Source organism: Streptomyces racemochromogenes (genome assembly GCF_044129415.1).
GTDB classification, from domain to species: domain Bacteria; phylum Actinomycetota; class Actinomycetes; order Streptomycetales; family Streptomycetaceae; genus Streptomyces; species Streptomyces racemochromogenes_A.
Genome location: NZ_JBBDHD010000139.1, coordinates 1 through 16242, shown reverse-complemented (window position 1 = coordinate 16242; position 16242 = coordinate 1). Strand labels below are relative to the sequence as shown.

Sequence of the window (16242 nt, the reverse complement as noted above, 5' to 3'; positions counted from 1 at the left end):
GGGGGGGGGGGGGGGGGGCGGGGGGGGGGGGGGGGGGGGGGGGGGGGGGGGGGGGGGGGGGGGGGGGGGGGGGGGGGCCCCGGCCCGGGAGGATGAGGAGGAGGCCGGGTTTCAGGGCGGCCGGGTTCGGGCCCACCACAGCCCGGTTCGCCTCGTACAGCGCCCGCCACCCCCCGGGAACGCGCCGCCGGCGCGCGATGCCGTCGAGCGTGTCCCCGCCCCGCACCACGTGCATCCGCCCCGCCAGCCCGTACCGCTTCGCGCAGACCGGCCACGCCTCCCACCCCTGGATCCCCAGCACGTCCTCCGCCACCCGGATCTGCTGCTCCCGCGTCGCCAGGTCCGCCCGCGCCGCGTAGACGAGCCCCCCGTGCTCCTCCCACGTCGGCTGCCAGAACTGGAGCCCCCCGTAGAACCCGTTGCCCGTGTTCACCGCCCACCGCCCGCTGCTCTCGCAGTCGGCGACGCAGTCCCACGGCCACTCGCCGCCCGGTCCGCAGTCCCCCGGCCCGTTCCCGATGACGCCCGGAGAACCGGGATGCGCGGCCCCCGCCGGCCCGGGAGCCGGCGGGGGCGGCGCCGCGACCGCGCCGGCGCCCCACGGGAGTACGAGCACCAGCGCGGCGCAGACCGCGAACGCGGCCCGCCGGAAGCGGACCGGAAGGCAGACATCGGGCATCGCGCCACGCTACGCGGCCCCTTTTCCCGGGCCGCCCCGCCACGCGGCGCTCCCCCGCGCCCCACCCGGACGGCCGACCACCACCCCACCCTCCAAACGGCCAGCTCCGACCATCAACTGCGCACAACCACACAACAGTTGCCACAAAACCGAAGTCACCGCCGAGCGGTTCACTCGTTCGGGTGGCCGGTTCGATTCCGTTCCCTCAAACGGCGTGACCCCGGCCGAGCCTCGGCCGTTGAGCCCGGCGAGCCGGGAACCCCCCGGCCCCCGCATGAATGAGGAGCCCCCCCGTGCCGCGCATGCTCGACGTCAGTCTTGAGGTACGTGCCGAGATCGGTGACGAAGAAGCCGACAGGCTGCTCACCGGTGACGACGCCCCGGGCAGTTACGACTGCACCTCCTGCCGCACCCCCGGCGACCCCGAGACCGACCCGACGAGCACCGTGCTGTTCGTGGGCGAGGAGACGGCCGTCCTCGCCTTCGCCCACGCCGGCTGCATCCCCTCCCAGGTCGTCACGGTCTCCGAGGCCGAGCTCCAGGGCGCCGTGCGCAGCATCACCGGTGACAGCCCCGCCCCGGAACAGGCGGCCCCCGGCGGCGAGGTCCCGCAAAGCGTTCCCGGCGGCCAGGCCGTCCTCGGCATCACCAGCGGCCTGATCCTGATCAACGGCGAGCTGCACCCGGCGCTCGTCGTCGAGCCCACCGCGCCGATCGCCCGACCCGGCACCACCGGCCCCGGCGACGACTTCCTGCCGCTCCTCATCGAGCAGGGCTTCATCCCCGTCACCGACACCAACCAGGTGCCCTCCGCCCTCGAAGGCTGGTCGGTACTGCTCGCCGGCGGCCAGCTGCACGCCGTGCTCCAGCCCGGCGCGGGCGGCGGTCCCCAGGTCTCCTGGTGGCAGGCGCACCAGGCCCTGTCGGTCACCGACGGCTGGAGGGCTGCCGTCAACAAGACGCAGCGGGTCCTGGTCTACGCCGCCCCGGTCGGCTCCATCGGCCAGCAGCCGCGCGAGGACCTGCTCCGCGACGCCCTGGACAAGGCCGCGTCCAACGGCAAGCTCGTCGCGGCCTCGATGCCCCTCGCGGGTGCCGCGGGCGCCTGAGCCCGAAGCCTTCCCTCCCCGCCGGAACGGCCGCCCGTCCTCCCCACGAAGGAGGCCGGGCGGCATGCGCCGGGGGTGCGCGGTCCGTCCCGCGCACCCCCGGCGATCTGCGTTTTACGCCCCGTCACCCCGCATCCGCAGGGCCCCCGTTTCGTTGGCTGATACGTGCATGCATACGACCCCTCCCGCGCCCCGTCCCATCCGAGCAGCGTCCCCGCGATGCGCCCCGCACTGGACCGGGACCACGCTCCGGCCGCCTCGCACACCCCGATCTTCGACGCCCTGTACGCGGAGTACCTGCGTTCCTTCCGCGCCCTGCCGGGCGACCGGACCGGCGAGGAGGACCTCGGCTTCACGGCCTTCTCGTACGGGTCCTCGTACGGCTCCTCGTACGGCGGCTCCTACACCGGGTCCTCCGCCGTCGCGTACGGCAGCGGCTCGTACGCCGGCGGCTGGAACGGTTCCGCATGGCAGCGCGCCGACTCCTGGCAGCCGGCCTACCCGCCCGCGCCGGTGGTTCCACAGCCCCTCTACGCGCACGCCGGGGCCGCCGTCCCCGTACCGCCGTCCGGGAACGGCCCCGGATACGGCGACGGGCGGCAGCACCACACCGGGATGCAGCACATCCCGGCGGCCCTGCCGCCCGCTCCGCGCCGGGGCTACTGACCCCGGTCCGCGCCGCTACTTCTTCTTGTACTGGGCGCCGCGCTTCTCGCGCACCCGCACCGAGATGTGCAGCGGGGTGCCCTCGAAGCCGAACTCCTCGCGCAGGCGGCGCTCGATGAAGCGCCGGTAGCCGTGCTCCAGGAAGCCGGAGGCGAAGAGGACGAACCGCGGCGGCTTGCTGCCCGCCTGGGTACCGAACAGGATGCGGGGCTGCTTGCCGCCGCGGATGGGGTGCGGGTGCGCGGCGACGACCTCGCCGAGGAAGGCGTTCAGGCGGCCGGTGGGGACGCGCGTCTCCCAGCCCGCGAGGGCGGTCTCGATCGCCGGGACCAGCTTCTCCATGTGGCGGCCGGTCTTCGCCGAGACGTTGACCCGGGGCGCCCAGGAGACCTGCTGCATCTCGGTCTCGATCTCGCGCTCCAGGTAGTAGCGGCGCTCCTCGTCCAGCTCGTCCCACTTGTTGTACGCGATCACGATCGCGCGGCCGGCCTCGACGGCCATGGTGATGATGCGCTGGTCCTGGACGCTGATGCTCTCGGTGGTGTCGATCAGGATGACCGCCACCTCCGCCTTCTCGACGGCCGCGGCCGTGCGCAGCGAGGCGTAGTAGTCGGCGCCCTGCTGGAGGTGGACCTTCTTGCGGATGCCGGCGGTGTCGACGAACTTCCAGGTGACCCCGCCGAGCTCGATGAGCTCGTCGACCGGGTCGCGGGTGGTGCCGGCCAGCTCGTTGACGACGACGCGGTCCTCACGGGCGACCTTGTTCAGGAGCGAGGACTTGCCGACGTTGGGACGGCCGATCAGGGCGATGCGGCGCGGGCCGCCGATCGGGGCGCCGCCGAAGGTCTGCGCGGGGGCGTCGGGCAGGACGTCCAGGACGGCGTCGAGCATGTCGCCCGTGCCGCGGCCGTGGAGCGAGGAGACCGGGTACGGCTGGCCCAGGCCCAGGGACCACAGGTACGCCGCGTCCGCCTCGCCGCTCTGGCCGTCGACCTTGTTGGCGCACAGGACGACGGGCTTGCCGGCCCGGCGCAGCAGCTTGACGACGGCCTCGTCGCTGTCGGTGGCGCCGACCTTGGCGTCCACGACGAAGACGACCGCGTCGGCGGTCTCGATGGCGTACTCGGCCTGGGCGGCGACGGCGGCGTCGATGCCGAGGACGTCCTGCTCCCAGCCGCCGGTGTCGACGACCTTGAAGCGGCGGCCGGCCCACTCGGCCTCGTAGGTGACGCGGTCGCGGGTGACGCCCGGCTTGTCCTCGACGACCGCCTCGCGGCGGCCGATGATGCGGTTGACCAGGGTCGACTTGCCGACGTTCGGGCGGCCGACGACGGCCAGGACGGGGAGCGGTCCGTGGCCGGCTTCCCCGATGGCGTCCTCGACGTCCTCCAGGTCGAAGCCTTCCTCCGCGGCGAGCTCCATGAACTCCGCGTACTCGGCGTCGCCAAGTGCTCCGTGGTCGTGCTGGTCGTTCATGAAGTCCGTTCCTCGTCGTTCGTGGTGATCGGTGGTACCCGCGCGGCGGGCGCCACTACTGGTTCAAGTCTCGCTCAGCGCCCGGTGAGGCGCTTGGCGTCCGACAGGTGGGCGGTGAGCCGGTCCTGGATGCGTACGGTGGCGGCGTCCAGCGCGGTCCGCGTCCGGCGGCCCGTGCCGCCCCCGGCCTCGAAGGCGGAGCCGAAGACGACGTCGACGCGGCTGCGCAGCGGCGGCAGGCCCTTGACGAGCCGGCCCCCGGCGTCGGTGCTGCCCAGGACGGCGACCGGCACGATGGGCGCGCCGCTGCGGACCGCGAAGTAGGCGAGGCCGGCGCGCAGGGACGCGAAGTCCCCGTCTCCCCGGGTGCCCTCGGGGAATATCCCCAGGGCGCCGCCGCGGTCGAGGACGTCCAGGGCGCGGGTGATCGCGGTCCGGTCGGTGCCGGAGCGGTCCACCTTCACCTGCCCGATCCCCTCCAGGAAGGGACCGAGGGGCCCGACGAACGCCTCCTTCTTGATCAGGAAGTGCAGCGGCCGGGGGGCCGTGCCCATGACCAGGGGGCCGTCGATGTTGTGGGAGTGGTTCACGGCCAGGATCACGGGGCCGGTGGCGGGTACCTTCCAGGCACCCAGCACACGCGGCTTCCAGAGCCCGTACATGAGCCCGATTCCGATGCGTCTGCCGACCGCCGCACCCTTGAGGGAGGGCGTATCGCTCACTTGCCCCGCCGCTCTTCCACCAGGGTCACGACGCATTCGATGACCTGGTCGAGGGTGAGCTCGGTGGTGTCCACCTCGACGGCGTCGGCGGCCTTGGCCAGCGGGGAGGTCTTGCGGCCGGAGTCGGCGGCGTCCCGCTTGATCAGGGCTTCGCGGGTGGCGGCGAGGTCCGTCGCCTCCTTGCCGCGCAGCTCGCCGCTGCGGCGGGCGGCGCGGGCCTCCGCGGACGCGGTCAGGAAGATCTTCAGGTCGGCGTCGGGGAGGACGGTGGTGCCGATGTCCCGGCCCTCGACCACGATCCCGTCCGCCTGCTCGGCCGCCTCGGCGGCGATGGAGCGCTGGAGATCGGTGATCAGGGTGCGCACCTCGGGGACGGCGCTGACGGCGCTGACCTTGGAGGTGACCTCCTGGGTGCGGATCGGGCCGGAGGCGTCCTGGCCGTCCACGGTGATGGTGGGCGCGGAGGGGTCCGTACCCGAGACGATGACCGGCTTTCCGGCGGCGAGGGCGATCGCCTGCGGGTCGTCGGTGTCGATGCCGTTGGTGATCATCCACCAGGTGATGGCCCGGTACTGGGCACCGGTGTCCAGGTAGCGCAGCCCGAGCTTGGCGGCCACGGCCTTGGAGGTGCTGGACTTGCCCGTGCCGGAGGGACCGTCGATGGCGACGATCACGGCGGACGGAGCTGCGGATTCCACGGTGCGGGCACCTTCCTGGTTGCGCGTACGTGTCCGGGCGCGCCAAGAGCGCCCCTCACCAGGTTACCGGGCCCGGGCGCCCGCCGGTCCCGGGCGGTCGGCGGGACCGTACCGGCCCCGCCCGGGACCCCGGGACTACTGCCGGCGCAGGGCCCAGCCGCGCTCGCGGAGCTCGGCGGCCAGGGCCGCGACGGCCCTGGGCTCCACCATGAGCTGCACCAGGCCCGCCTGCTGGCCGGTGGCGTGCTCGATCCGCACGTCCTCGATGTTGACCCCGGCCCGGCCCGCGTCGGCGAAGATCCGCGCCAGCTCGCCGGGCTTGTCGCTGATGAACACCCCGACCGTCTCGTAGGCCATGGGCGCCGCGCCGTGCTTGCCGGGGACGCGGACCCGTCCCGCGTTGCCCCGCCTGAGCACGTCCTCGATGCCGGCGGCGCCGCCCCGGCGCTTGGCCTCGTCGGAGGACTGGAGTCCGCGCAGGGCCTCCACGGTTTCCTCCAGGTCGGCGGCGATACCGGCCAGGACGTCGGCGACCGGTCCGGGGTTGGCGGAGAGGATCTCCACCCACATCCGGGGGTCGGAGGCGGCGATCCGGGTCACGTCGCGGATGCCCTGGCCGCACAGCCGCACGGCCGTCTCGTCCGCCTCCTCCAGGCGGGCGGCGACCATGCTGGAGACCAGCTGCGGGGTGTGGGAGACGAGGGCGACCGCCCGGTCGTGGGCGTCGGCGTCCATGACGACGGGGACGGCCCGGCACAGGGCGACGAGCTCCAGCGCCAGGTTGAGCACCTCGTGGTCGGTGTCGCGGGTCGGGGTCAGCACCCAGGGGCGGCCCTCGAAGAGGTCCGCCGTCGCGGCCAGCGGGCCGGAGCTCTCCTTGCCCGCCATGGGGTGGGTGCCGATGTAGGCGGAGGTGTCGGCGCCCAGGGCGGCGAGCTCGCGCCGCGGCCCGCCCTTGACGCTGGCCACGTCCACGTAGGCCCGGGCCAGCCCGCGGCCGATGGCGTCGGCCAGTGCGGCGGCCACGTGGGCGGGCGGTACGGCGACGACCGCGAGGTCGACCTGGCCCTCGGGGGCCTCGTCGGTGCCCGCTCCCAGGGCGGCGGCGGTACGGGCCTGCGCCGCGTCGTGGTCGACGAGGTGCACGGTGACGCCGCGGGCGGTCAGGGCGAGCGCCGCGGAGGTGCCGATCAGTCCGGTTCCGATGACGACGGCGGTTCTCACGGGCGCTCCAAGGGTGATCGCGTAACGGCGGGCTGGACCTGACTCAGGGTAGCCACCCGGTACCGCGGAAGGACCCGGCGGTCCGCCCTGTGGACGGGGCCGGGCCCTGGTGGCAGCGCGGGCCGGGGCTCAGAGGTTCTGCTGCCGCATGATCTCCTCCAGTGACTCGGTCGGCACCCGGCCGTTCGGGGTGAGCTTGTCGACGGCCTGCGGGAGGGTCTGCGCCAGCTGGTCGGCCGCCTCGTCGGGGCTGACGCCGGCCTGCCGGGCGGCCTGCCGGAGCGCGTCGTCGGGCAGCGCCTCCTTGATCTGGGCGCCGCTGACGGGCTGGTTCTCGCCGGTGCCGATCCAGGACCGGGCCTGGTCGGCGAGGCCGGACCTGGTCAGCATGTCCAGCAGTCCCCCGAGGGGGTTGTCCGCCCCTGCGGCCGCCCCTCCGGCCGCCTGGCCGCCGCCCGCGCCGCCGCCCGCCAGGGCGCCGATCAGCGCGCCGAGGAGGTCGCCCCCGCCGCCGCCCGCCGCGCCGCCGCTGCCGCCCCGGCCACCGCCGAGGAGTCCACCGAGCAGGGAGCCGAGGTCGTTACCCGCCATGGTCCTGTGCCTTTCGAGGGGGCCGTCCGCGCGTCGGCGCCGGCCGGGCTGCGAGACACGGACAATGTCGCCCGGATCGCCGCGCAACGCCACTTGGCGCACGCCCGTCGGCGCCGGTGCGGTACAACCATCGGCATGATCTTCCACATCGTCCCGCTCACGGACTGGAGCGCTGCCCCGGAGCTCCCGTACGCCCCCGCCTCGCTCGCCTCCGAGGGGTTCGTCCACTGCTCGGCGGACCGCCCGACGGTCCTGGCCATCGCGGGGTCCCACTACCGGGAGGTGCCGGGCCCGCTGCTCGCCGTGGAGCTCGACGAGGCGGCCCTGACGGCGGAGGTCCGCCGCAGCGGCGGCCCGGACGACCCGTACCCGCACGTCCACGGGCCGTTGAACCGGGACGCCGTGGTACGCGTGTGGGAGGTCGTACGCACGCCCGGCGGCGGTGCGGCGGAGCTGACCCCCTGGCACCCGGGCGGGTGACCCGGCGTGGGGGGCTTCAACCAGAGGCCCCCACACGCCAGGATGCTCCTCGCCATCCCCGCCACCGACGAACCACGGAGCTCCCATGACCGATTCACAGACCGCCCGGCGCACGGTACTCGCGGCCGGGGCGGCCGCCCTGGCAGGCGGCACGCTCGCCGCGTGCGGTGGCGGAGAGAACAAGTCCGCCACCGAGCCGACGGGTCCGCAGGCCCCGTCCGCCGCCGCCTCCGCCCCGCCCTCCGCCCCGACCGGGTCCGCCCCGCAGCAGGCCGCGAAGCCGCTCGTGGACTCCTCGAAGGTGCCGGTCGGCGGCGGCACGGTCCTGAAGGAGGCGAAACTGGTGGTGACCCAGCCGACGGCCGGCTCCTTCCGCTGCTTCTCGGCGGTGTGCCCGCACCAGGGATGCCTGGTGAACAAGGTGGCGGACGGCACCATCGACTGTCCCTGCCACGGCAGCCGGTTCCAGGTCGCGGACGGGGCGGTGACGCACGGGCCGGCGACCCGCGGCCTGGAGGAGAAGAAGATCGTGGTGGCCCCGAACGGCGAAATCTCGCTCGCCTAGCCCGTTCCCCGCCGCCTACCCTCCCCCGCATGGACGACCTCACCCTGGTCCGGGACCACACGATCTACGCCTGCGTGATGGGCTCCCGCGCCTTCGGGCTGGCCACGGAGGCGAGCGACACCGACCGGCGCGGTGTCTTCCTCGCTCCCACGCCGCTCTTCTGGCGGTTCGACAAGCCGCCCACCCACGTGGAGGGGCCGCGGGAGGAGGAGTTCTCCTGGGAGCTGGAACGCTTCTGCGAGCTCGCGCTGCGTGCCAACCCCAACATCCTGGAGTGCCTGCACTCGCCCCTGGTGGACCGGATCACCCCGGTGGGAGAGGAACTCGTGTCCCTGCGCGGGGCGTTCCTCTCCCGCCGGGCCCACTCCACCTTCACCCGGTACGCGGCCGGGCAGCACCGCAAACTCGTCGCGGACGTCCGCCTGCACGGCGCCCCGCGCTGGAAGCACGCCATGCACCTGCTGCGGCTGCTGCTGTCCTGCCGCGACCTGCTGCGCACGGGCCGCCTGGAGATCGACGTCACCCCGTACCGGGACCGCCTCCTGGCGGTGAAGCGGGGCGAGCGGACCTGGGAGGAGGTCGACGCCTGGATGACCCGCCTCACGGAGGAAGCCGGATCCGCCCTCGCCTCCACGCCCCTCCCCTCCGCCCCGGACCTGCCCCGCGTATCGGACTTCCTCCACCGCACCCGCCGCGCGTCGGCCCTCTAGGGCGTGCCGTCGGAGTCCCGCTCAGGCGTCCCAGAGGGTGCCGAAGGCGAGGAGTTCGTCGCGGTACTCGATGCCGCCCTCCCAGTCCCGGGGCCAGGCGTCCGCGCCGAGGTGGGCGCCCGCGAAGGCGCCGGCCAGGCAGGCGAGGGAGTCGGAGTCGCCCGCCGTGCAGGCGGCCCGGCGCAGGGCCAGGAGGGGTTCGTCCGGGAAGAGCAGGAAGCAGTGCAGGGCGGTGGCCAGGGCCTCCTCGGCGATCCAGCCGTCGCCGGTGGCCAGGCAGGGGTCGGTCTCCGGGGAGGGGGTGCGCAGGGCGGCCGCGAGCCGGTCCAGGACGGCCAGGCACTCGTCCCAGCCCCGGGCCATGAAGGACTCCGGCGAGGCGTCGCAGGCGGTGCGCATCCAGAGGTCGCCGAGCCAGCGCTCGTGGTAGCGGGTGCGGTTCTCCAGTGCGTACGAGCGCAGCCGCCCGACCAGGCCCGTCACCTCGGTGCCCTGCGCCAGCAGGTGGACGGCGCGGGCGGTCAGGTCGGAGGCGGCCAGGGCGGTGGGGTGGCCGTGGGTGAGGGCCGACTGGAGCTGGGCGGCTCCCGCGCGCTCCTCGTCCGTCCAGCCGGGGACCAGGCCGACGGGCGCGACGCGCATGTTGGCGCCGCAGCCCTTGGAGCCGGTCTGGCTGGCGTCCCGCCAGTCCCGCGCCGGGTCGTCCAGCAGGCGGCACGCCACCAGGCAGGTGCGGCCGGGGGCGCGGTTGTTCTCCGGGGAGTGGTACCAGTCGACGAACTCCTCGCGGACCGGCCGCGCCAGCCGCAGCGGGCCGACCCGGCCGCGTTCGGCGGCCGTCCGTATGCCGCGGGCCAGGGCCAGGGTCATCTGGGTGTCGTCGGTGACGAGCGCCGGCCGGGGCAGGCGCATCTGCCGCCACGGTCCGGTCTTGGCCAGGATGGACGGGACGTCGTTGAACTCGGTCGGGAAGCCGAGGGCGTCGCCCAGGGCCAGTCCGATCAGGGCGCCGGTCGCGGCACGCTTGGGGGCGGTCACGGGGTCGGTCCTTCCGTGGGTCGCAGCAGGGGCGGGTGGAGGGCGGTCGCCGGGCCGGCCCGGTAGAGGGCGGCCGGTTTGCCGCGGCCGCCGGTGAGCCGGGCGGCTCCGGGGACGGCTTCGACGAAGCCGGGCGTGGCGAGTACCTTGCGGCGGAAGTTGGGGCGGTCGAGGCCGGTGCCCCAGACCGTCTCGTAGACGGCCTGGAGTTCCCCGAGGGTGAACTCGGGCGGGCAGAAGGCGGTGGCGAGGCAGGTGTACTCCAGCTTCGCGCCGACCCTGCGGCGGGCGTCGGCGAGGATCCGCCCGTGGTCGAAGGCGAGGTCCGAGGCCTCCTCCACCGGCACCCAGCGCGCCCGGTCGGCGTCGCCGCCGCCCTCCTCGGCCGGTTCCGGCATGTCTGGGACGAGGGCGGTGAAGGCGACGGAGACCACCCGCATCCGCGGGTCGCGGTCCGGTTCGCTGTAGGTGCGCAGCTGCTCCGGGTGGAGGGTGGCGACCAGCTGCGGCGGCAGGCCCGTCTCCTCGGCGAGCTCGCGCAGGGCCGCCGTCTCGGCGGACTCCCGGGGCAGCACGAAGCCTCCGGGCAGGGCCCAGGCGCCCGCGTACGGTTCCTGCCCGCGCCGGATCAGCAGGACGTGCAGGGCGCCGCCGCGCACGGTGAGCACGGCCAGGTCGACGGTCACCGCGAACGGCTCGAAGGCGTGCGGGTCATAGGGCGTGGTGGTGGTCATCGGCGCTCCGGAAGGGGGGCGGTGAAGTGCCAGCCCTCGGCCAGGAGGCCGTCGACCGCGGCCACGGCCTGGTCCAGCCGTGAGCGACGGTCACCGCCCACCACCAGGAAACGCCTGCCGGTGCGGGCGAGTTCCCGCCGGAAGCGGGCCGTCATCCACGGTCTGAGCTCCGGTCCGTCGCGCAGGCCGTCGTCTTCGAAGGGGACTCCCTCGTGGTCGGTCAGCAGGTACAGGTCCCGCCGGGTCCGCGCGGCGATCCGCTCGACCTGGCGGTTGCGGCCGCCGACGTAGCGCTCGTGCCAGATGCCCGTCGCGAAGGAGTCCGTGTCGCAGAACAGCACCGGCGAGCCCAGCCGGGCGGCGCGCTCCTCGTTCTCGTCCTGCCGCCGGGCGATGACCGGGAACTCCCGCGAGGCGAAGGACACGTCCTCCCAGGAGGCCGCCGGGTCCACCGCGCGGGCCGCGGCCAGCTTCTCCTCGCTGTACTCGCGCCCGTACTCGGCGACCCAGCCGGTCTTCGCCCACACCCCGCCGCGGAGGCGGTAGTGCGCGGCCAGTTCCCGGGAGAGGGTCGTGGTCCCGGTGGACTCGGCGCCGAGCACGACGACCCTGCGGGTCAGCGCGGCCCGCACGGCCGGGCCCAGGAACTCCCAGCAGCCGACCGGGTCGGCCCGTACGGCCGTGCCGGAGACGGGGAACAGGCTGCGCGCCCGGTCCACCAGGACCTCCTCGGCGCCGAAGCGCCGGGCGAGCTCGGTCCCGTACTCCTCGGAGGTGAAGACGGCGTCCACGCGCCGGCCCACCGCCGCCCGGAAGATCGCCATGTGGGCCTCCCAGACCTGCGGGTCGTGCAGGTCGACGGGGACGTCGTCGACCGCGCCGACCACGTCCGCGCCGGGGTGCTCCTCGCGCATCCAGGCGACCCGGTCGGCGAGCGGCACCGACTCCACGGAGGCGGCGCAGACCAGTACGGTCAGCCGTTCGCACTGGTCCTGGGCGGTGCGCACGAGGTGGTGGTGTCCGGCGTGCGGCGGGTAGAACTTGCCGAGCACCAACCCGTGCCCGAACCGCTTGCCGGCGCTCATGCGGCCGCTCCCGCGGTGGCCGTGCGGGCGCCGTGCTCCGGGAGGGCGCGCCGCCAGCCGACGAGCCCGGCCACGCACAGGGCGAGGAAGCCGGCGTAGAGGACCGAGGTCAGGTACAGCCCCTTGTGGACGTACAGGGGGACGTAGACGAGGTCGACGGCGATCCACAGCCACCAGGATTCGAGGAGCTTGCGGCACTGCCCGTAGGTGGCCATCAGGGAGAGGGCGGTGGTCAGCGCGTCCCAGAAGGGGACGGTGGAGTCGCTGACCCGGGACAGGAGCAGGGTCAGTCCGGCGGTCCCCACCGCCCCCGCCGCGAGCAGCCGGATCCATTCGGGGCGCGTGGTGCGGCGCACCGGCAGGGTCTCGGCGGTTCCTGGTCCACCCCCGTGGGTCCAGGACCACCAGCCGTACGCGGCGAGGGCGATGAAGACGATCTGGAGCCCGGCGTCGGCGTAGAGGCCGGCCTGGGCGAACAGCACGATGAAGAACACGTTGTTGGCGATGCCGACCGGCCAGTTGGCCACGTGCTGCCGGGCCACCAGCCAGACGCACACGGCGCCGGTGGCGAAGCCGAGGATCTCGGTCCAGCTCGTTTCCCAGCCCATCGGGCCCACCCGCTTCCTTTAATAGTCAGGATGACTATAAACAGGTCCGGGGGCGGCCACAAGGCACGGGAACGCGGAAGCCCGCGGTGCCGGTGGCACCGCGGGCTTCCGTAGGGGGTCGGGGACGGCTAGAGGCCGACCTCGCGCATGAGCATGCCGACCTCGGTGTTGGTCAGGCGGCGCAGCCAGCCGGACTTCTGGTCGCCGAGCTCGATCGGGCCGAAGGAGGTCCGCACGAGCTTCTCGACCGGGAAGCCGGCCTCGGACAGCATGCGGCGGACGATGTGCTTGCGGCCCTCGTGGAGGGTCACCTCGACCAGGTAGTTCTTGCCGACCTGGTCGACGACGCGGAAGTTGTCGGCGCGGGCCCAGCCGTCCTCCAGCTCGATGCCGTCCTTGAGCCGCTTGCCGATGTCGCGCGGCAGCGAGCCGGTGATCGCCGCGACATAGGTCTTCTGCACGCCGTACTTGGGGTGCGTCAGGCGGTGGGCCAGCTCACCGTGGTTGGTGAGGAGGATGATGCCCTCGGTCTCGGTGTCGAGCCGGCCGACGTGGAAGAGACGGGTCTCGCGGTTGGTGACGTAGTCGCCCAGGCACTGGCGGCCGTCCGGGTCCTCCATGGTGGAGACGACGCCGGCCGGCTTGTTCAGCGCGAAGAAGAGGTAGGACTGGGTGGCGACGGTCAGGCCGTCCACCTTGATCTCGTCCTTCGGCTGGACGCGCTTGCCCTGCTCGGTGACGATCTCGCCGTTGACCTCGACGCGGGCCTGCTCGATGAGCTCCTCGCAGGCGCGGCGCGAGCCCATGCCGGCGCGGGCCAGCACCTTCTGCAGCCGCTCGCCCTCCAGCTCGGCGCCCGGGAAGGTCTTGGGCGTGCGGATCACCGGCTTGTCGGCGTACCGGTCGCGCACGCGCTCCTCGATCCGCGCGTCCAGCTCGCGGGGACGCGACTGGCCGCTGCGGCTGCCGGGGCCGCGGCGCGGGCCGCCGGCGCCACCGATGCCGGGGGTCTTGGAGGCCTTGGGGCCGCCCTTGGCACCACCGCGCGCGGCCGCACCACGGGCGCCGCCGCCGCTGCGGCCGCTGCGCTCGCCCTCGGGACCCACGTCGTAGCGGCGCTCCTCGGGACGCGGGTGACGGGGGCGCTGGGGCGCCTGGTCGCGGTCGCGGTCGCGGTCGCGCGAGCCCCCCTGGCCGCCGCCGGAGGAGGAGCCGCGGTAGCCGCCCCCGCTGCCCGAGCCGCCGCCGGAGCCGCCCCGGTAGCCGCCGCCACCGCCGCGGTAGCCACCGCCGCCGGAGGAGCCGCCGCCGCGGGCACCACCACGCCCGCCGCCGCCACCGCCGCCGCTGTTCCTGTTGCCACCGTTGCCGTTGCCGCTGCTTCGCATCAAAGTTCCGTCGTCTTGTCGTCGTCTACGTCAGTGTCCGGAGCGTCCGGATCGAACGACGGCACACCTTCTTGCGTCTCGGCTTCGATCGCGTCCGCCTCGGGGAGGAAGGGCGCGAGCTCCGGGAGCTCGTCCAGGCCGCGCAGGCCCATCCGCTCCAGAAAGTAGTTCGTCGTCCTGTACAGGATCGCACCTGTTTCGGGTTCCGTGCCCGCCTCGGCCACCAGACCCCGCTGGAGCAGGGTCCTCATGACCCCGTCGCAGTTGACCCCGCGCACCGCCGAGACCCGCGACCGGCTCACCGGCTGGCGGTACGCGACGACCGCCAGGGTCTCCAGGGCCGCCTGGGTGAGCCGGGCCTGCTGGCCGTCCAGGACGAAGGCCTCGACGGCCCCGGCGTACTCGGGCCGGGTGTAGAACCGCCAGCCCCCGGCGACCTGGCGCAGCTCGAAGCCCCGGCGCTGGACGGTGTACTCGTCGGCGAGGGCGGCGAGGGCGGCGGCGACCTCGCGGGGGGTGCGTTCGAGCACCTTGGCGAGGTGCTCGACGGTCGCGGGCTCGTCCACCACCATCAGGACGGCCTCCAGGGCCCCCTTGAGTTCCATCACTCCCGTACCTCCACGACCTGGTCGAACTCGTCGGTCACCGTCGGCATCCCGTCGCCGTCCCCGCCGCACCAGCGGACGGTCAGGGTGAGCAGGGCCTCCTCCTGGTCGAGGACCACGGCCTTCTCCCGGTACAGCTCCAGCAGCGCCAGGAACCGGGCGACGACGGTGAGGGTGTCCGGGGCGTCCTCGGTGAGCTCCCGGAAGGTGGCCTCGCCGCGCTCCTTGAGCAGGCGTACGACGACTCCCGCCTGCTCGCGGACGCTGACCAGCGGGGCGTGGATGTGGTCGACGTACACCTCGGGCTTCGCCTTGGGCCGCATCGCCCGTACGGCGAGGCGGGCGAGCCCTTCGGCGCCGATGCCGAGCACCACCTCGGGCAGCAGCTCCGCGTGGTGCGGCTCCAGGCCGACGGTCCGGGGGAAGCGGCGGCCCTCCGCTTCGGCGCGCTGCTCGAAGATCTCGGCGATCCGCTTGTACGCCCGGTACTGGAGCAGCCGGGCGAAGAGCAGGTCCCGGGCCTCCAGGAGCGCGAGGTCGGCCTCGTCCTCCACCTCGGCGGCGGGCAGCAGGCGGGCGGCCTTGAGGTCCAGGAGGGTGGCGGCGACAACGAGGAACTCGGTGGTCTGGTCGAGGTCCCAGTCGGGGCCCATGGCGCGGATGTGTGCCATGAACTCGTCGGTGACCTGGGAGAGGGCCACCTCGGTGACGTCGAGCTTGTGCCGGGAGATCAGCTGGAGCAGCAGGTCGAAGGGGCCTTCGAAGTTGTCGAGCCGCAACGTGAACCGACCGTCACCTCCGGCGGCCTGCGCCTCGGCCGTATCGGAGACCGTCTCCGGCCTGGCGGCCGGGACGGGGGTCGCGCCGGCCGCGTGCGGGGACGGGTCCGGCATGCCACCCGGGACGGGGGCCGCCTCGGCCGTATCGGTAGCCGGGTCCGGCATGGCGGCCGGAACGGGGACCGTGCCGGCCTCGTGCGGGGCCGTGTGCGGCTCCGGAAGCCGTTGCGGGGGGTCGGCGGGGCCGTCGGCGGCTTCGGGGGCGCGCGGGGTGTCCTCGCCGCCTTCCGGGGCCCCTCGCCCGGCAGGGGGCGCCTCAGCGGGCTCCGGCGGGGTGCCGGGGCCGTGGCCCAGGGGCCGGCGGGGGGTGTGGTTCGGGGGCATGCGGGTCCAGGGTGGTGCGGGAGTGGCGGCCGGGCGGCCCTTGCAGCCTAGGCCCTGGCCGGGCGTTTCCCCGCCCACCACCGGGCGCGGCCCGCAGCCGCCGCACGAGGCAGGGCCACTGACGCGCCGGAAACCCCTGCACGGGGCAGGGCCGCTGCACGGGCCGGAAGCCGCCGCACGGGCAGGGCCGCTACACGGGCCGGGGCCGCCACGCGGGGCAGGGCCGCCACGCGAGCCGGGGCCGCGGCACGGGGCGGAGCCGCTGCAGGGGCCGGGACCGCCAAGCGGGCCGGGACCGCCACGCGGGCCGGGACCGCCACGCGGGGCAGGGCCGCCACGCGGGGCAGGGCCGCCACGCGGGGCCGGGCCGCTGCACGGGCCGGGACCGCTGCACGGGCCGGGACCGCCACGCGGGCCGGGACCGCTGCACCGGGCGGGGCCGCCGCACCGGGCGGGGCCGCTGTGGGGGGTTTGTCTGGGCCTGGGGGTGCGCCGGGTGCCGCTTGGGGTACGTCTGCGCCCCGCTGGGGCGGGGGGGGGGGGGGGGGGCGCCCCCGGCGCGGGCGGCGGCGGGGGGGCGCGCCCCGGGCGCGCCCCCCGCCGCCGGGGGGCGCGCCCGCGGCGCGGGCGGGGCCCCCCCCCCCCCCGCCGCACGGTGTGCCACGATCACCACCAACTGCCCGCCGACGTACGGGGTATGA

The 16242-nt window shown here is 74.7% G+C and carries 18 protein-coding genes; 5 read left to right on the top strand and 13 right to left on the bottom strand.

Annotated elements, in window-relative coordinates; all coding sequences use genetic code 11:
• Positions 1 to 679, bottom strand: a 679-nt coding sequence (locus WDV06_RS31815) for a transglycosylase family protein (RefSeq protein WP_395513276.1), incomplete at its 3' end; no start/stop codon positions are given.
• Between the two features lie 293 nt (positions 680 to 972).
• On the opposite strand from WDV06_RS31815, the gene WDV06_RS31810 reads away from it, so the two are divergent.
• Positions 973 to 1788 (top strand): hypothetical protein, encoded by an 816-nt coding sequence (locus WDV06_RS31810; RefSeq protein WP_395513275.1) that lies wholly within the window; start codon positions 973 to 975, stop codon positions 1786 to 1788.
• A gap of 219 nt (positions 1789 to 2007) precedes the next feature.
• Positions 2008 to 2454, top strand: a complete 447-nt coding sequence (locus tag WDV06_RS31805; protein WP_395513274.1) for a hypothetical protein — start codon at positions 2008 to 2010, stop codon at positions 2452 to 2454.
• A 15-nt stretch (positions 2455 to 2469) separates the two neighbouring features.
• Here WDV06_RS31805 and der read toward each other — a convergent pair whose 3' ends face one another.
• The 5 genes from der to WDV06_RS31780 form a co-directional block, all read right to left on the bottom strand.
• On the bottom strand, positions 2470 to 3930 hold the full coding sequence (gene der, locus WDV06_RS31800; protein WP_395513273.1) for a ribosome biogenesis GTPase Der: 1461 nt from the start codon (positions 3928 to 3930) through the stop codon (positions 2470 to 2472).
• Between the two features lie 74 nt (positions 3931 to 4004).
• A complete protein-coding gene (locus WDV06_RS31795) occupies positions 4005 to 4688 on the bottom strand; it encodes a lysophospholipid acyltransferase family protein (protein WP_395513272.1) in 684 nt (227 codons plus the stop codon).
• Positions 4649 to 5350 (bottom strand): (d)CMP kinase, encoded by a 702-nt coding sequence (gene cmk / locus WDV06_RS31790; RefSeq protein ID WP_395513271.1) that lies wholly within the window; start codon positions 5348 to 5350, stop codon positions 4649 to 4651. The genes WDV06_RS31795 and cmk overlap by 40 nt, the downstream gene beginning before the upstream one ends.
• A gap of 135 nt (positions 5351 to 5485) precedes the next feature.
• Positions 5486 to 6574: a prephenate dehydrogenase gene (locus tag WDV06_RS31785; RefSeq protein WP_395513270.1), complete on the bottom strand. Its 1089-nt coding sequence runs from the start codon at positions 6572 to 6574 to the stop codon at positions 5486 to 5488.
• Between the two features lie 129 nt (positions 6575 to 6703).
• Positions 6704 to 7165 carry a YidB family protein gene (locus WDV06_RS31780; RefSeq protein ID WP_395513269.1) on the bottom strand — a complete coding sequence of 154 codons (462 nt, stop codon included), beginning with the start codon at positions 7163 to 7165 and terminating at the stop codon, positions 6704 to 6706.
• 135 nt (positions 7166 to 7300) lie between these two features.
• Here WDV06_RS31780 and WDV06_RS31775 point away from each other — a divergent pair, with 135 nt between their 5' ends.
• The 3 genes from WDV06_RS31775 (at position 7301) to WDV06_RS31765 (ending at position 8920) form a co-directional block, all read left to right on the top strand.
• Entirely contained in the window at positions 7301 to 7645 is a 345-nt protein-coding gene (locus tag WDV06_RS31775) for a DUF952 domain-containing protein (RefSeq protein WP_395513268.1), read from the top strand.
• An 85-nt stretch (positions 7646 to 7730) separates the two neighbouring features.
• Positions 7731 to 8210: a Rieske (2Fe-2S) protein gene (locus WDV06_RS31770; RefSeq protein WP_395513267.1), complete on the top strand. Its 480-nt coding sequence runs from the start codon at positions 7731 to 7733 to the stop codon at positions 8208 to 8210.
• A gap of 29 nt (positions 8211 to 8239) precedes the next feature.
• On the top strand, positions 8240 to 8920 hold the full coding sequence (locus tag WDV06_RS31765; RefSeq protein ID WP_395513266.1) for a nucleotidyltransferase domain-containing protein: 681 nt from the start codon (positions 8240 to 8242) through the stop codon (positions 8918 to 8920).
• Between the two features lie 21 nt (positions 8921 to 8941).
• Here the strand turns inward: WDV06_RS31765 and WDV06_RS31760 are convergent, their stop codons facing one another.
• The 7 genes from WDV06_RS31760 to WDV06_RS31730 all read right to left on the bottom strand — a co-directional run bounded on the left by WDV06_RS31760 (position 8942) and on the right by WDV06_RS31730 (position 15541).
• Positions 8942 to 9958: an ADP-ribosylglycohydrolase family protein gene (locus tag WDV06_RS31760; RefSeq protein WP_395513265.1), complete on the bottom strand. Its 1017-nt coding sequence runs from the start codon at positions 9956 to 9958 to the stop codon at positions 8942 to 8944.
• On the bottom strand, positions 9955 to 10692 hold the full coding sequence (locus WDV06_RS31755; RefSeq protein WP_395513264.1) for an NUDIX hydrolase: 738 nt from the start codon (positions 10690 to 10692) through the stop codon (positions 9955 to 9957). The genes WDV06_RS31760 and WDV06_RS31755 overlap by 4 nt, the downstream gene beginning before the upstream one ends.
• On the bottom strand, positions 10689 to 11777 hold the full coding sequence (locus WDV06_RS31750) for an AAA family ATPase (protein ID WP_395513263.1): 1089 nt from the start codon (positions 11775 to 11777) through the stop codon (positions 10689 to 10691). Before WDV06_RS31750 ends, WDV06_RS31755 begins: the two co-directional genes overlap by 4 nt.
• Positions 11774 to 12385, bottom strand: coding sequence for a nicotinamide riboside transporter PnuC (gene pnuC, locus WDV06_RS31745; RefSeq protein WP_395513262.1), 612 nt, complete (start codon positions 12383 to 12385; stop codon positions 11774 to 11776). Before pnuC ends, WDV06_RS31750 begins: the two co-directional genes overlap by 4 nt.
• 128 nt (positions 12386 to 12513) lie before the next feature.
• Positions 12514 to 13773, bottom strand: a complete 1260-nt coding sequence (locus WDV06_RS31740; RefSeq protein ID WP_395513261.1) for a pseudouridine synthase — start codon at positions 13771 to 13773, stop codon at positions 12514 to 12516.
• Positions 13773 to 14378, bottom strand: a complete 606-nt coding sequence (gene scpB, locus WDV06_RS31735) for an SMC-Scp complex subunit ScpB (RefSeq protein ID WP_395513260.1) — start codon at positions 14376 to 14378, stop codon at positions 13773 to 13775. The genes WDV06_RS31740 and scpB overlap by 1 nt, the downstream gene beginning before the upstream one ends.
• Positions 14378 to 15541, bottom strand: a complete 1164-nt coding sequence (locus WDV06_RS31730) for a segregation and condensation protein A (protein ID WP_395513259.1) — start codon at positions 15539 to 15541, stop codon at positions 14378 to 14380. Before WDV06_RS31730 ends, scpB begins: the two co-directional genes overlap by 1 nt.
• Between the last annotated feature and the right edge of the window lie 701 nt (positions 15542 to 16242).